This is a genomic window from Pseudoalteromonas sp. BZA4, assembly GCF_040104395.1.
Lineage (GTDB): Bacteria > Pseudomonadota > Gammaproteobacteria > Enterobacterales > Alteromonadaceae > Pseudoalteromonas.
Window position 1 is genome coordinate 17,967 of record NZ_JBECOT010000005.1, and the last position, 14,107, is coordinate 32,073.

General features: G+C 40.8%; 12 protein-coding genes. 8 read left to right on the forward strand and 4 right to left on the reverse strand.

Annotated features, from left to right (window positions below; genetic code table 11):
* Positions 1–181 precede the first annotated feature (181 nt).
* The 3 genes from ABMY41_RS03525 to ABMY41_RS03535 all read right to left on the reverse strand — a co-directional run bounded on the left by ABMY41_RS03525 (position 182) and on the right by ABMY41_RS03535 (position 4,464).
* Positions 182–1,075 (reverse strand): cation diffusion facilitator family transporter, encoded by an 894-nt coding sequence (locus tag ABMY41_RS03525; protein WP_289097071.1) that lies wholly within the window; start codon positions 1,073–1,075, stop codon positions 182–184.
* Between the two features lie 259 nt (positions 1,076–1,334).
* The gene (locus tag ABMY41_RS03530; RefSeq protein ID WP_287243479.1) at positions 1,335–3,269 is read right to left on the reverse strand and encodes a methyl-accepting chemotaxis protein; all 1,935 of its coding nucleotides are present in this window, start codon (positions 3,267–3,269) and stop codon (positions 1,335–1,337) included.
* Between the two features lie 229 nt (positions 3,270–3,498).
* A complete protein-coding gene (locus tag ABMY41_RS03535) occupies positions 3,499–4,464 on the reverse strand; it encodes an AraC family transcriptional regulator ligand-binding domain-containing protein (protein WP_349274146.1) in 966 nt (321 codons plus the stop codon).
* A gap of 97 nt (positions 4,465–4,561) precedes the next feature.
* Between ABMY41_RS03535 and ABMY41_RS03540 the strand changes: the two genes are divergently transcribed.
* The 8 genes from ABMY41_RS03540 (at position 4,562) to ABMY41_RS03575 (ending at position 12,488) form a co-directional block, all read left to right on the forward strand.
* Positions 4,562–4,882, forward strand: a complete 321-nt coding sequence (locus ABMY41_RS03540; protein ID WP_054562470.1) for a DUF962 domain-containing protein — start codon at positions 4,562–4,564, stop codon at positions 4,880–4,882.
* A 9-nt stretch (positions 4,883–4,891) separates the two neighbouring features.
* The gene (locus tag ABMY41_RS03545; protein WP_251601646.1) at positions 4,892–5,641 is read left to right on the forward strand and encodes a class II aldolase/adducin family protein; all 750 of its coding nucleotides are present in this window, start codon (positions 4,892–4,894) and stop codon (positions 5,639–5,641) included.
* Between the two features lie 9 nt (positions 5,642–5,650).
* On the forward strand, positions 5,651–6,538 hold the full coding sequence (locus ABMY41_RS03550; protein ID WP_289097068.1) for a bile acid:sodium symporter family protein: 888 nt from the start codon (positions 5,651–5,653) through the stop codon (positions 6,536–6,538).
* A gap of 267 nt (positions 6,539–6,805) precedes the next feature.
* Positions 6,806–7,711, forward strand: coding sequence for a GGDEF domain-containing protein (locus ABMY41_RS03555; protein ID WP_289097067.1), 906 nt, complete (start codon positions 6,806–6,808; stop codon positions 7,709–7,711).
* Between the two features lie 135 nt (positions 7,712–7,846).
* Complete coding sequence (locus ABMY41_RS03560) at positions 7,847–8,800, forward strand: slipin family protein (RefSeq protein ID WP_054562473.1); 954 nt, start codon at positions 7,847–7,849, stop codon at positions 8,798–8,800.
* A gap of 8 nt (positions 8,801–8,808) precedes the next feature.
* On the forward strand, positions 8,809–9,261 hold the full coding sequence (locus tag ABMY41_RS03565; protein ID WP_349274147.1) for an NfeD family protein: 453 nt from the start codon (positions 8,809–8,811) through the stop codon (positions 9,259–9,261).
* A gap of 103 nt (positions 9,262–9,364) precedes the next feature.
* Positions 9,365–10,201: a patatin family protein gene (locus ABMY41_RS03570; RefSeq protein ID WP_289097066.1), complete on the forward strand. Its 837-nt coding sequence runs from the start codon at positions 9,365–9,367 to the stop codon at positions 10,199–10,201.
* Between the two features lie 190 nt (positions 10,202–10,391).
* A complete protein-coding gene (locus tag ABMY41_RS03575; RefSeq protein ID WP_349274148.1) occupies positions 10,392–12,488 on the forward strand; it encodes a carbohydrate-binding family V/XII in 2,097 nt (698 codons plus the stop codon).
* 34 nt (positions 12,489–12,522) lie between these two features.
* Here the strand turns inward: ABMY41_RS03575 and ABMY41_RS03580 are convergent, their stop codons facing one another.
* Positions 12,523–14,088 carry a sodium/sugar symporter gene (locus ABMY41_RS03580; RefSeq protein ID WP_289097064.1) on the reverse strand — a complete coding sequence of 522 codons (1,566 nt, stop codon included), beginning with the start codon at positions 14,086–14,088 and terminating at the stop codon, positions 12,523–12,525.
* Positions 14,089–14,107 lie beyond the last annotated feature (19 nt).

A 14,107-nucleotide genomic window follows, 5' to 3' on the forward strand; every position in this document is an offset into this window, starting at 1 on the left:
CAAGAAGAAATTCTGAGCTGTCTAAAAACCAAATTGGTAATAAATTAACAACTCCCGCAATACAACCCAGCAGTACTGCGGCTAAAAAGTTGAAATATGAAGGCTTATTTTGAAGCAAAAAAGGTATCCTAACTTCATAGTGATACCTTTAAATTAAAAGAAAATTAAACTTTTTGCCACTTTAATTAACATGGTGGCATTCATGACTTTCTATTTGCAGAACACTTTTTTCAATTTTAAAGCGCGATTGCAATAGTTTTTCGACCTTTAAGCGACAAGCTTCGTCATGCTTTTCAACGGTACAATGCTGTTTTAAAACAACGTGCGCGCCAACAATAATGTCTTTGTCTTGGCGTATTACCGTGACATTATGAACATTTTGTACATGTTCAACCGAAGCGATACTTTGTTCAATATCAGCTACATTCGGCAGCTTACTTCTATTTTCAAGTAAGCCTTGAATACAACGAATGATCACTTTAACCCCAGTAAACAAGACAAAGGTAGCAATCAACATACTCGAAATAATATCAATTTCGGCCCAGCCAGTTAGGTGGATTAAAATACCAGCGAAGAAGGTTGAAACCGTTGAAATTAAATCAAAAAACGAGTGTAAAAACACCGCATACACATTAATGCTTGCTTTGCGCCCTTTGTATAGCACCCATGCTGCAGCACCATGAAACAAAAAACCAATAGCTGAAATGACCGACATTAAATAGCTATTAATTTGTAAATCATGACCATCGCTATGATGAAGGTAGCGCTCACCCCCTTCATAAAGAATAATTAAGCTAATGCTTAAATATAAGATGCCATTGATCAAACCACCCGTAAGCTCTGCGCGCTGGTAGCCATCATTAAAGTTTTTCGCGAAATATATCGCCATGCTTGAGGCAATAAGCGCGATGAATAAAGAACTGTTATGAACAAACAAATGCCCAGCATCAGCAAGTACAGCAAGCGAATTCGAATAATAGGCGCCAATAACCTGTATCACCATAAACGAGCACGTTATGGCTAAGGCAATCAACAAGCGGCGTCTAGATGCTTGGTGTGTTGTAATATCTGTCATGAAGAAGTGAAATACCTATTCGCTGGAAAGTGGTAATGATATAAAGTCTCAATTGTAATACGTGGCGAGCGCAAACGCACTAAAAACTTGGTTATTTGTCCCTTTTTGAAAGTTTTTTGCGCGATGTGTTAGAAATGAGAAAGGAATTAGCAGCGAATAAGTAAACTGAAACACTCACTTGTAAGCTAAAAAATAGTAAGGCTTTAACAACACGTGTTGTTAACGCCTTTTACTCGAAGCAGATTTAAGAAGCAGGCTATTAAACTTTAAACTGACTGACTAAATCTTTAAGGTGCTGAGCACGCGATAACAAGCTTTGCGTACCACGCTGTTGTTGCTCAGCGTTATCATGTATTTGCATTGCACTGTCTGAAATATCATGAGCCGACTGATTGATATGCTCAACCACCGTGCCCTGCTCTTCTGTGGCTGCTGCAACTTGGTGATTGCCTTGGCTGATAATCTCAAACTTCTGCTGAATAGACTGAAGTGCAGACACTGCAATATGCGTAAGCTCAGTCACTTTTTGACTACTTTGCGTACCTTCGGCAATCGCTTCTTGTGATTGCAATGATGAGCTTTGTAAACGCGAAATCTGTTCCCTAATTTCAGAAGTCGATGTTTGCGTACGCTGTGCAAGTGAGCGTACTTCATCAGCGACGACCGCAAAGCCACGACCTTGCTCACCCGCTCTTGCCGCTTCAATTGCCGCATTGAGTGCCAATAAATTAGTTTGTTCTGAAATTGCATTGATTACTTCAACAACCGAGTTGATCTCAGCTGCTTGATTTGCAAACTCACCGATACTTTTATCAACCGTGATCAAAATGTCATTCAGTTCATTCATGGTTTGCGCTGTGGCAGCCATACTTTGATTGGTTTGCACGGTTTCTCGTACCGCTTCTTCCGTGTCGCTTGCTGTGCGATGAGCAATATCAGACACCTCGTTAATAGTTTGCCCCATTTCTGTAATAGCTGTGGCAACTTGATCGGTTTGCGCGCGCTGATCTTCGGTAGCAACAAAGGTTTTATTGGCAAAGCTCGCAAGATCGTCAATCCCTTCTCGCATCGCTTGCTCGGTGACACTGATTTCATCGACAAGCTCGGCTACTTTACCAATAATGGCATTAAAGCCCTTTGCAAGATGTCCAAGCTCATTATCAACACTGTCATCTAAACGTTTTGTTAAATCACCGCCGTGACCTGCCATGCCCAGTAGTTCATCACCAACACTGCGTATTTTCTTACTTAGCCAATTAGCAAAATAAAGTGTAAGCACCAAAAAGATACCCGCAAGCACGACACTTACGATAATCGACATCCAAACGACTGTATTAATCGCGCTTGATATCTCTTGCTTAGGCTGAACCGCTACAAGAGTAAGGCCTGTTCCTTCAATTGGCATAACCCCAGCATAAACATCTTCATCTGCGAGCTCGACTTGCGATAGAGTAAAGCCAGTATGTTTACTGCTCAAAAAGCTTTGTAATGCGCTTAATGAAGCGACGCTTGTGACTTGTTTACCAATATAAGCATCGTTTGAGTGTGCAATAATTCGCTTGCTGTCATCAATTAAGAATAAATACCCTTGCTCACCAATTTTACGCGACGTAACAATGCTAGAAATATCTGAAATATCATAACCAAGCCCTGCCACTCCGAGGCGTTGCCCTGCAATTTCAACTAGCGTGTTAACGTATAAAGTGAGGTGTCCACCCTGCTCACTTACATCTAAAGCCAGCGCTTGGCGTTTATCTGAGCTAATAAAGTCAAAAAACCAACTGTCTCTTGGCTCACTTTGTGAGATTGATTTGAAAAAGCCGTCTTGCGTGTAATAACTCATTGAGTTTTTGCTTACCCAAAACACCGATGACGCACCGCTTTTTCTTTGTAAGTCAGCAAAGTACGCCATGACACGTTGATGAATTGGCGAGCTTTTCTCACCTTCGCTCATCCACGTATGCAGAATTTGGTTTTCAGCTAAAGACTGTGAAACAGAGATCGGGTAACGCATTTGAGCGTCAATTTCGGCAGCCACTTTACCCACAGCGTCAGGCAATAATTGCTTTTCGGTTTGTTGGTAATAAAGCCGAGAGAATTGGCTGGTATTGATTAAGGCGCTAACCACAGTGACAACAAACAATGCAATTAACACAAAACTAATAAAAATAGTGCGCAGCGATAGATTTCGCATTCAGCAAGCCTCATACTTAATGGTGGAGTTTTAGTTTTAGATCATCCTTGCGTCCTATCAATAATTTTAGGTAACAAGTCTGTGTTAAGCAATTGCTATTTAAGCTTTTACTGTTGTTTTTGTATGAATAATTATCAAACTCAAACAGAATAGGAACAAACGCCAACTTGTACCTTTTTTCTAGTTAAAACACTAGAGACAAACAGCTCACTGAAAAAAGCCGTGCTTATTATGACCCTGCTATTATTGCCATTTTTTGCTTGTAGGTTTTTGGCGACATGCCATACCAGCGATGAAATGCATGATGAAATGCACTAATTTCAGAGTAGCCACACAAAAAGGCTATTTCTGTGACAGAGAGAGCTGTTTCGTTTAACAATGACACACTTTTTTGCTGTCTTAATCTTGCTAATTCGTTACTAAAACTTGTGCCCTCTTTTGCAAGACGCCGCTGCAGCGTTTTTTCACTCATGTTAAGTGCTTTTGCCATTGCTTTACTGGTGGTTTGGCCTTGAATTAAATGCTCTTCAAGCAAAATTCTCAGTACCTGCGTCACATTAGTTTGCGTCACCAGTTTCATCTGGCTTGATAACACAGGTTCACTATCGGTATTTTCGCTAAAAAACAGGCTATGGGTCGTTGCGCCGTATTCAATTTTGCAATTAAAGTGCATATTAATCTCACTGTGTGGCTCTTTACGTTGCAAGCAAATTCGTGTTGGGTGCCAATTTTTCCCCTTTACAGTGCGCGCTATTTTCACACAAAACGCCATAGGTGCTTCGTAGCTTAGCAGTGACATATCACGCTCACCATCACTAAAGTTAAAGCGAAGTTCATACTCACTACCATGATCGATCAAAGAAACATTATGTGTATCGCCCATCAATTTTTGATACCGCAATATCAGCCGAAAAGCACTCAATAACTGTGTTGACTGAATAATCGCCATGCCTACCACCGGAATTGCGCGTACATTCATGTTACTGCCAACATAAAGACCTAAGTGGGTGTTTGGTAACATCGCTTGCGCTTGCTTCCAAAGCATACTGACACTGGCTTGTGGGTATCGGGCTGTTTGGCAACTTAATTCTGCTAAAGGAATGTTTGCCGCTGCAAACAACTCATTAATTGGTAAGCCCTGCCATTTAAACGACTCAGCCATAGCACGTAGCCACCAGCTTGATAAGGTTCTCATGCACATCCTAAACAAACAATTTAATGACCTATATTATCAAGTAAATAGAAGAATAAAAGCCTATTGTTAACCTGTAATTAACAACGGAGACAACAATATGGGCACTGTAGCAAGTAAACGCGAGTTCGCGAGCTTTAAAGAGTTTTACCCCTATTACTTACAAGAACACAAAAATAAAGTCTGTCGACGCTTACATTTCATTGGCAGTTGGATTGTTTTGGCTATTTTGTTTGCCGCTATTTATCAGCAGCAATATAGCTGGCTAATTTTATGCCCAGTTGTGGGCTATGGCTTTGCTTGGGTTGGTCATTTCTTTTTTGAAAAAAATCGCCCCGCTACTTTTACACACCCTTTTTATAGCTTTATTGGTGACTGGGTCATGTTTAAAGACATTATTATTCGCAAAGTACCATTTTAGGAAAACACCATGACCATGAAACACACAGTATCAGAGCAAGAATGGCAAGCCCGTGTTGAGCTTGCTGCCGCGTATCGCCTAGTTGCTTTATATGGCTGGGATGATTTAATTTTTACCCATATTTCAATGCGCGTTCCCGGCACAGACAACGAATTTTTGATAAACCCGTATGGCATGATGTTTCACGAAATTACCGCATCAAGTCTTATCAAAGTAGATCAACAATGTAATAAGCTGCATGACAGTGAATACCCTGTTAATCCTGCGGGGTTTAATATCCATAGCTGTATTCATATGGCACGTGATGATGCCCATTGCGTTATTCACACCCACTCACTCAATGGCACGGCAGTGTCTGCCAACAAAGACGGCTTATTGCCTATCTCTCAGCAAGCTGTTGTTGTGCACTCAGGTTTGGGTTATCACGACTACGAAGGCATAGCCCTTAACCCTGCTGAGCAAGACCGTTTAGTGAATGACCTAGGTTCTAATAACTTTCTAATGCTACGTAATCATGGCCTATTAACTGTGGGTAAAACGGTCGCTGATGCATTTTTGTTTATGTATGTTTTTGAAGCTGCATGTGCTGTACAAACTCGTACTTCACAAAATACCGAGCAACTCGTACAAGTACCTAGCGCGATTATTGAGGGTATCAAAGGGCAAACTGAAGTTGCTACTAAGGGACTGGGTGGCGCAATTGCTTGGCCTGCCTTACTGCGCTTACTCGACAATAAAAGTCCGGGTTACGATCAATAAGGATATACCATGCAAATTGATATCATGACTAAAATAGTGCTGCCTTTAGCACTATTTATCATCATGTTTGGCATGGGGTTAGGGCTTAAAAAGCAAGACTTTGGGGCATTATTTATTAGCCCCAAAGCACTTTCAATAGGCTTAAGCTGCCAACTACTGTTATTGCCAAGCGTTGCGTTTTTATTAGCAATGAGTTTTCCCCTAACCCCGGAGCTCGCTATAGGTCTGATTTTAGTAGCTTGCTGCCCGGGCGGTGTGACCTCAAACCTTTATACCTATTTATTCAAAGGGGATGTTGCGCTGTCAATAAGTCTAACAACCCTAGCCACATTTATCTCACCGTTTACCTTGCCACTGATTATGCATTTTGCCATGCATACATTGAGTGTGCCGGGCCACGAATTCGCTTTGCCAGTGATTAAAACCATAGTGCAAATGCTGATGATAACGGTGCTTCCTGTTTGCTTAGGAATGGTATTTAATCACTTTAAACCCCATTTGAGCTTGAAAATAGAACCCTTTATACGTCGTTTTTCGAGTGTATTCTTAATTGTGATAGTGCTTAGCATTATTCATAAAAATGCTGACCAAATGCTGAGCTTTTTTGCGACCAGTGGCATTGCAACGCTGACATTAAACCTCAGCACGCTGTTACTAGGGCTGTTTTTTGCAAAAATATCGGGCTTAGATCACAAGCAACAAATGAGCATTGCAGTTGAAGTTGGGCTACAAAATGGCACCCTTGCCATTTTAATTGCGAGTACCTTAATCAATAATGCCGCCATGGCAATTCCTGGAGCAACCTATAGCTTATCAATGTTTGTAACGGGTTATATTTTTTGTCGCTTATTTAGCGCGCATCATACAAAACACCTTGCCATTCTCAACAAAGCATAAAAGCCAAAGTGATGACTAAAAACAAGGAAGTTTTTAATCACACATAAATAACAAAGTAATAAAAAACAGTTAAAAATTGGGATTACCAAACGAGTCTAAAACACACCTAATAACAAAGTTCATCACCCATCCTAACTATTAATTTTTTATTTATTTTTCATAACTATACCTAAATCATTAGTTATAATTTTTGCTCTGTGGTCAGTCTTGTTTAATAAGATATTTTCGTTCACTATCAATTTATGGCTTGTTATATAGGGACATATTGTGGCCGAACTTAATAACTCTAAATTACCCGTTCATGTTGCTGAATTAAAGTTTGCACTTGATAACGTACCCGCATACGTTTACATAAAAAATGAACTCGGGCATTACGTTTATGCTAATAAGCTTACATTGGGTTTATTTGCTTGCTCTGAGCAAGAATTACAACATAGAAGTGATGTGGACTTTTTCCCAATTCCTGACGTAAAAAAGCTAGCAAAAATAGACAAGCGGGTGCTTAGCGGTGAGCGTACCCGTGAAGAAGTTGAGCTTACCTTTCCCGACGGACACCAATATATTTTCTGGGAAGTGAAAACCCCTATTATTTGCGACACAGAGCCTAACAAAGTCATCGGCATTTTAGGTATTGCAACAGACATTACCGAACGAAAACACCTTGAAGAACAACTCCTCTACGCTGCCTCCACCGATCCGCTAACTGAACTTTTAAACCGCCGCTACTTTTATATTCGCTTATCGCTTGCTTTACAAATGAGCAAGCGCGACCAAAACTATGGTGCAGTAATATTTATCGACCTTAATAAGTTTAAAAAATTAAACGATCAATATGGCCACAATACCGGCGACGCTTATCTTGTTGAGATTGCTGAAAGAATGAAAACAGTTGTGCGCGAAAAAGACTGTTTAGCCCGCATTGGTGGCGATGAGTTTGTTGTATTACTTGAAGGGCTTGGTCGCGATGAGCACACAGCCAAACACAATGCCCATCGTGTTGCCGATAAACTGCAAACAGCAATAGAAGCTCAATTTACGTATCAAAATATAAAATATCTTGGCTCTGCAAGCGTCGGAGTTACCATGTTTTTAGGTACACATAAAACTGCTGAAGAGGTTGTCGCACAAGCAGATCAACACATGTATATGATAAAACACGCCCTTGAATCTTGAACAAACTAAACAGCTACCCTCAAATAATTTAGAGCAGCAGGCAAAATGTGCTGATCACAAATTATTAGCGTGCTTTGCTTTGTGGTGGTAATCTCAGCAGTGGAAAATAATTTAAATTGTATCTAAGGAAAGTACATGGACCCCGTTTCTAGCATTTTAGACCTTTTGTTAAATGTAGAAGTCTTTCTTCTAATTTTTGTTTTAGTGCTACTAAAAAGTAGCGTTAAATTTGTGCCGCAAAATCGTGCCTGGTTAATCGAGCGTTTTGGTAAATACCATTCGACCAAAGAAGCCGGCTTAAACTTTATTGTGCCATTTATCGACCGAATTGCCGCTGATCGCAGTTTAAAAGAACAAGCGCAAGATGTGCCTTCGCAGTCTGCTATCACTAAAGATAATATCTCGCTTATCGTCGATGGTGTGCTGTATTTCCGCGTGCTTGACCCGTATAAAGCCACTTATGGTGTTGATGACTATGTATTTGCAGTTACTCAGCTATCGCAAACAACGATGCGTTCTGAACTTGGTAAAATGGAACTAGATAAAACCTTTGAAGAGCGCGACATGTTAAACACCAACATAGTTACCGCGATTAACCAAGCATCTGAGCCTTGGGGTATTCAGGTTTTACGTTACGAAATTAAAGATATTGTGCCACCTAATTCTGTAATGGAAGCCATGGAAGCACAAATGAAAGCTGAGCGTGTAAAACGTGCGCAAATTTTAGAGTCTGAAGGTGACCGTCAGTCTGCCATCAACGTGGCTGAAGGTAAAAAGCAAGCCCAAGTCCTTGCTGCCGAAGCTGAAAAAGCCGAGCAAATTTTACGCGCTGAAGGTGAAGCGAAAGCGATTATCGCCGTTGCTGAAGCACAAGCAGATGCACTACGTAAAGTAGGTGAAGCCGCCGATACAGAGCAAGGCCAAAAAGCAATTCAACTCGACCTAGCCACTAAAGCCATTGCCGCTAAAGAAGCCATTGCTCGTGAGTCATCTGTGGTATTACTTCCTGAAAGTGGTACTGACGCAAGCTCGCTTGTAGCTCAAGGTATGTCTATTATTAACTCTTTGAATAAAAAGCAACAAAGTTAGGTGGGCTGATGGCATTTTTAGATACCCATTTAGCCGAAGCACTGATGATTATAGGTGTTATCGCGCTAATTGTTGAAGTTGCTGTACTGGGTATGAGTGCCTATGTATTACTGTTTTTAGGCTTATCTTTATTTGCCAGTGGCTTACTAATGAATATAGGTCTACTTGATACGACTTACACTACCGCGCTTTGGAGCAATATCGTATTTACTCTTGGTTTTGCTCTCGTGCTTTGGAAACCTCTCAAACGCATGCAGGATAAAACCGATACTAAGCCGATACATAGCGATTTTGCTGAGCTTACCTTTGTCGTTAATGCCGATGTTGATGATAAAGGGTTAACCACACATCAGTATTCGGGTATTACCTGGCAATTAAAAAGTCAGTCTCCCATTGCCGCTGGTAGCACAGTAAAAGTAACCGACAAACAAGTTGGTGTACTTTGGGTAGAGGCAGTATAACTCAGCAATAGCTAAATCTCGTTTAGAGTCAAAACTCTATTTAGTTTTGTAACCGTGTTTGCTATGGTTAGAAGCACTCACGGTTACAAGCAAGGTTGCGAAAATGAACAATAACAAGGCACTCGTTGTAGAAGGTGGCGCAATGCGTGGTATTTTTGCCACTGGCGTACTAGATGCTTTTATTCAAGCCAATTACCAACCTTTTAATCAATGTTATGGTGTTTCTGCCGGAGCCACTAACATTGCTGCCTATTTGTGCGCCCAGTACAAACGTAACCATGCAGTGATTACCGATTACTCTTGCCGACCAGAGTTCATCGATTTTGTTCGTTTTATCAAAGGTGGCCACCTATTTGATTTAGACTGGCTGTGGCAAGAAACCATCCGTGATATTCGTCTAGATCTCGACACCTTCGAAAAACAAGCCAGTGAATTTTATATAGTCACAACCAATATACAAACTGGGCAGGCAGAGTACTTAAAAGCAAATGCGGTTCACCTTGAAGAGCAATTAAAAGCCTCTTGTGCGCTGCCGATTGCTTATCGAGAATTTCCTGTTATCAACAATTTACAACTTACTGATGGTGGCGTAGCAGATTCTATTCCAATCCGTAAAGCATACGAAATGGGTAATAAGGAAATCACCGTTATTTTATCTCAGCCTCTTGGCTATAAGAAAAAGCCTTCAAAAGCGCCTTGGTTCGTCAAACGTCTTTATAAAAACACCCCTGCATTAGCAGAAGCCACCTTAAGACGCGCAGAAAATTACAATCAAAGCATTGATTTTATTACCAACCCACCAAGCGATTGTAAAATTAATATTATTGCACCGCCACCCAACTTTGCAGTTGGTCGAACAACCAAATCATTTGAAAAACTCAGTGCGGGCTATGAAATGGGCTTAAATGCGGGCTCACATTTTTTAACTCAAGTTGCCTAAGCTAACGCTTTAAAAATAGGAACAATTTTTAAGCGTTTTCGAGGTCATTGGCTATACTTTAAAGAGTTATGTTAGCCAAGGATTGACCATGAAACTCCCCCTACCTTTTATTATTGACTGCAGGGCTTTAATACTCTCTTTTCTATGTTTGTTTTCATTTTTTAGCCAAGCCATTGAGTGGCCTCAACAAGTGCAAACGTCACAAGGCACACTCATTGTTTACCAGCCACAACCCGAGAAACTAAACGGTAATACTTTAACAGCCCGTGCAGCAATGTCATTTTCGGTTTCAGGCAATGACGCTGTGTTTGGCGTATTTTGGTTTAGAGCTAAATTAGATACTGATCGCGAAAACGATACCGTCACCGTTCGCAATATGACAGTCACCGATGTACGCTGGCCTGAATCAAAAGATGCAGAAGAACAAAAATTTACTGCTGTCGTTAATGAAGCAATAAAAGCCAGTCAATTCGAAACCTCGCTTTCGCAACTCACCGCCAGCCTTGAAAGTGCAGAAGCAGCAGAACAAAGTTTAACGCAATTAAAAACCGACCCTCCAACGATTATTTTCAAAGAGCAACTGTCAGTATTATTGAGTTTTGATGGTGAACCTAAGTTTAGTAAAATTGAAAACAGCCAATATGAGCGGGCTTTAAACACCGCCATGACAGTGATTAAAGATAGCAAAAGCAAACTTTGTTATCTCACCGATGGGCAATTTTGGTATCAGGCAAAACAAGCAAAAGGACCTTATGACTATACTCAGTCGCCACCGGCTGAACTTGTAAAAATGCTTCCTAAAGATACCGAAAGCTCAGATCTAAGTGCGCCACCAGCCATTGTTGTTACAACTAAACCCACCGAACTTATTGCAACTGATGGCGCAGCTAAATGGAAAAGCTTAACTGGTGGCGAGCTCATGTATGTGTTTAACACTGAAACCCCGTGGCTACGTGAAATGCAAACGAATAACATGTATGTCTTGTTATCTGGACGTTGGTATCGCGCAAAACAACAAACAGGCCCATGGACATTTGTACGCGGCGACGAACTACCCGAAAGCTTTGCCAATATTCCACCTGAATCAGATTTAGGGGGTCTCAGAGTTTCAGTTGCTGGCACTGAAGAAGCTGACGAAGCAGTATTAGATGCAAAAGTGCCGCAAACAGCGGCTATCAGCCGTAAAGACACAAGTTTAACTGTGTATTATGATGGCAAACCTAAGTTTGAACGTATCCCGGGCACGCAAGTTTCTTATGCCATTAATACCGATGCACAAGTGCTGCAAATTAAAGGCAAATATTATGCAGTCGATAATGCGGTGTGGTTTAAGGCAGATTCCGCACAAGGGCCTTGGCTTGTTGCTGATAGAATTCCAAAAGATGACATCGCAAAAATCCCTCCAAGCTCCCCCGTTTACAACGTCACTTACGTCGAGGTATACGAATCAACTCCTGAGGTGGTGTATGTTGGTTATTACCCAGGTTACATGTGGTCATACCCTTATTATGGCGTGCCAGTGTATGGAACGGGTTGGTATTACCCGCCATACTGGGGCGGTGGCTACTACTACCCTCGCCCACCAACTTGGGGGTTTAATATTGGCTATAACAACTGGACAGGTTGGTCGTTTGGCTTAAGTTGGAGCAATGGTTTTTTAAATCTAGGTATGAAATGGAATGTTGGTTGGCCAACCCATTATCGACCTTATCATTGCTGTAATGGCTGGTATGGCGGTGGTTACCGCGGCCCAGTTATTATTAATAATGGCAACATCAATATTGGTAACAAAATTAATGTCGGTCATAAACCTGGCCACCATAATAAGCAACCAAGGCATAATATTTATAAACGCGATCAGAGTAAATCTCGTCTTGCTTCAAAGCAGCAAGTGAAACGCGATTTAAAAACAGCCATCAGCCAACGCGATAAAGCAAACAACGTGTTTGCGGATCAAAAAGGTAACGTGCTCAAGCGTGATGCCGATAAATGGCAACAACGTATTGAGGGTAAATGGCAAACATTACCTACCGATAAACAGCAACAAATCAAAGATCGGGCACAAAATATTGACCGCCAACAAGTGCAAAATAAATTGCAAAGCATAGATAAAAGTAAAGCGAAGCAAACATTACAGCAACGCCAGCACACTCAAAATAGGCAACAAAATCGTATGCAGCAATTAAATAGGGCAAATAGAGCACGTCAGCAAGGTATGCAGCGCCAACAAATGCGCCGTAATACACAAAGACAAATGCCGCGACAAGTACCTCGTCGCGGCCACTAAACAGTTAATTAAAAGCCAGTGAAAACTGGCTTTTTTACCACCAAACAGCGTATAGCACAGTAAGAATTGCTGCAACACCAATAGAGCCGATATTAAATCCAAAGCTCGTATTAAAGCACACTGATTTTGTATCAGCACACGCTGCAGAATCTTTTGAGGTTGATTGGGTAAGTAAAGATACAATCACACACAATACTAAACACAATAAGAAAACTAATCCAATTCGATCCATAAATGGTAGCTCAGGCCAAAAAGCACGAAGTAAAAATGAGATAACAGCAGATCCTAAAGCACTCGCTAATGCGCCTAGTGAATTAGCTTTATTCCAAAACATACCCATTAAGAAGATAACAACAATCCCAGGAGTAAATACCCCTGTAAACTCTTGAATGTATTGAAAGGCTTGATCAAATTCCCCTAACAATGGTTGTGCAGTAATTAAGGCAACTATCAATGAGAACACCGTTACCACTCGGCCAACAGTTACATAATGATTTTGGCTCTCAGTTGGTTTAATTAAACGATAAATGTCCATCGTAAAAATAGTTGAAATACTATTTGTCATTGATGCTAAAGACGACACTATTGCCCCAACTAAAGCAGCAAAGACTAACCCTTTAATACCCACCGGCATTAACGACATCATTGTTGGATAGGCTTGATCTGGCGTATTAAGTGTAGGATACAAGATAACAGCAGCAATCCCCGGAAGCACCACGATTAGCGGCATTAATAACTTAAGATATGCTGCGAAAACGATTCCTTTTTGTGCTTCGCCGACACTCTTAGCTGCGAGTGCACGCTGAATAATATACTGGTTAAATCCCCAATAGCTAATGTTCATTACCCATAAACCGCCTACTAATACGGATATGCCAGGCAAACTCAAATAATGCTCATTTTCAGGGCTTAAAATCATGTCAAAGTGAGTGGGTAATTGTGTACTTAAAACTTTGAAGCCAGCAATCATACCTTCACCATCTGCTACAGCATCCAAAGCCAAGTAACTAAGTAATAAACCGCCAAATACTAATAATACAACTTGAATAATGTCAGTATATGCAACCGCTTTTAACCCACCATATAGTGAGTAAGCAACCGAAAATACCGCCAAGAAAATCATGCCATACATCCAGTCAACTCCGGCAACGGTTTGTATAGCAAGGCCACCTAACCATAAGACGGCAGTTAAATTTACAAACAAATAAACAGCTAACCAAAATACTGCTAAGGTCAACTTTACCCGTTTGTCGAATCGCTTTTCCAGATACTGGGGCATTGTATAAATTTCATTTTTAATAAAAATTGGCAATAGATATTTACCGACCAATATTAAGGTAATTGCTGCCATCCACTCATAAGAAGCAATTGCTAGCCCTATAGCATAACCTGATCCAGACATACCAATTATTTGTTCTGCCGAAATATTTGATGCAATAAGTGAGGCGCCTATTGCCCACCAAGGTAATGATTTACTTGCTAAAAAGTAGTCTTCTGTGTTCTTTTCATGGGAGTTATTTTCACGTGAAATCCATAGTGCAATAGCCAGTAAGACCAACACATAGATTATAAACACACCGAAATCGAAATTTTCCAACATGAGCTTACCCTCAAATTTG

What these genes read in the sequence shown, in the direction of transcription:
- ABMY41_RS03525 (WP_289097071.1), bottom strand. Translation starts at nt 1,075, where the DNA reads ATGACAGATATTACAACACACCAAGCATCTAGACGCCGCTTGTTGATT.
- ABMY41_RS03530 (WP_287243479.1), bottom strand. Translation starts at nt 3,269, where the DNA reads ATGCGAAATCTATCGCTGCGCACTATTTTTATTAGTTTTGTGTTAATT.
- ABMY41_RS03535 (WP_349274146.1), bottom strand. Translation starts at nt 4,464, where the DNA reads ATGAGAACCTTATCAAGCTGGTGGCTACGTGCTATGGCTGAGTCGTTT.
- ABMY41_RS03540 (WP_054562470.1), top strand. Translation starts at nt 4,562, where the DNA reads ATGGGCACTGTAGCAAGTAAACGCGAGTTCGCGAGCTTTAAAGAGTTT.
- ABMY41_RS03545 (WP_251601646.1), top strand. Translation starts at nt 4,892, where the DNA reads ATGACCATGAAACACACAGTATCAGAGCAAGAATGGCAAGCCCGTGTT.
- ABMY41_RS03550 (WP_289097068.1), top strand. Translation starts at nt 5,651, where the DNA reads ATGCAAATTGATATCATGACTAAAATAGTGCTGCCTTTAGCACTATTT.
- ABMY41_RS03560 (WP_054562473.1), top strand. Translation starts at nt 7,847, where the DNA reads ATGGACCCCGTTTCTAGCATTTTAGACCTTTTGTTAAATGTAGAAGTC.
- ABMY41_RS03565 (WP_349274147.1), top strand. Translation starts at nt 8,809, where the DNA reads ATGGCATTTTTAGATACCCATTTAGCCGAAGCACTGATGATTATAGGT.
- ABMY41_RS03570 (WP_289097066.1), top strand. Translation starts at nt 9,365, where the DNA reads ATGAACAATAACAAGGCACTCGTTGTAGAAGGTGGCGCAATGCGTGGT.
- ABMY41_RS03580 (WP_289097064.1), bottom strand. Translation starts at nt 14,088, where the DNA reads ATGTTGGAAAATTTCGATTTCGGTGTGTTTATAATCTATGTGTTGGTC.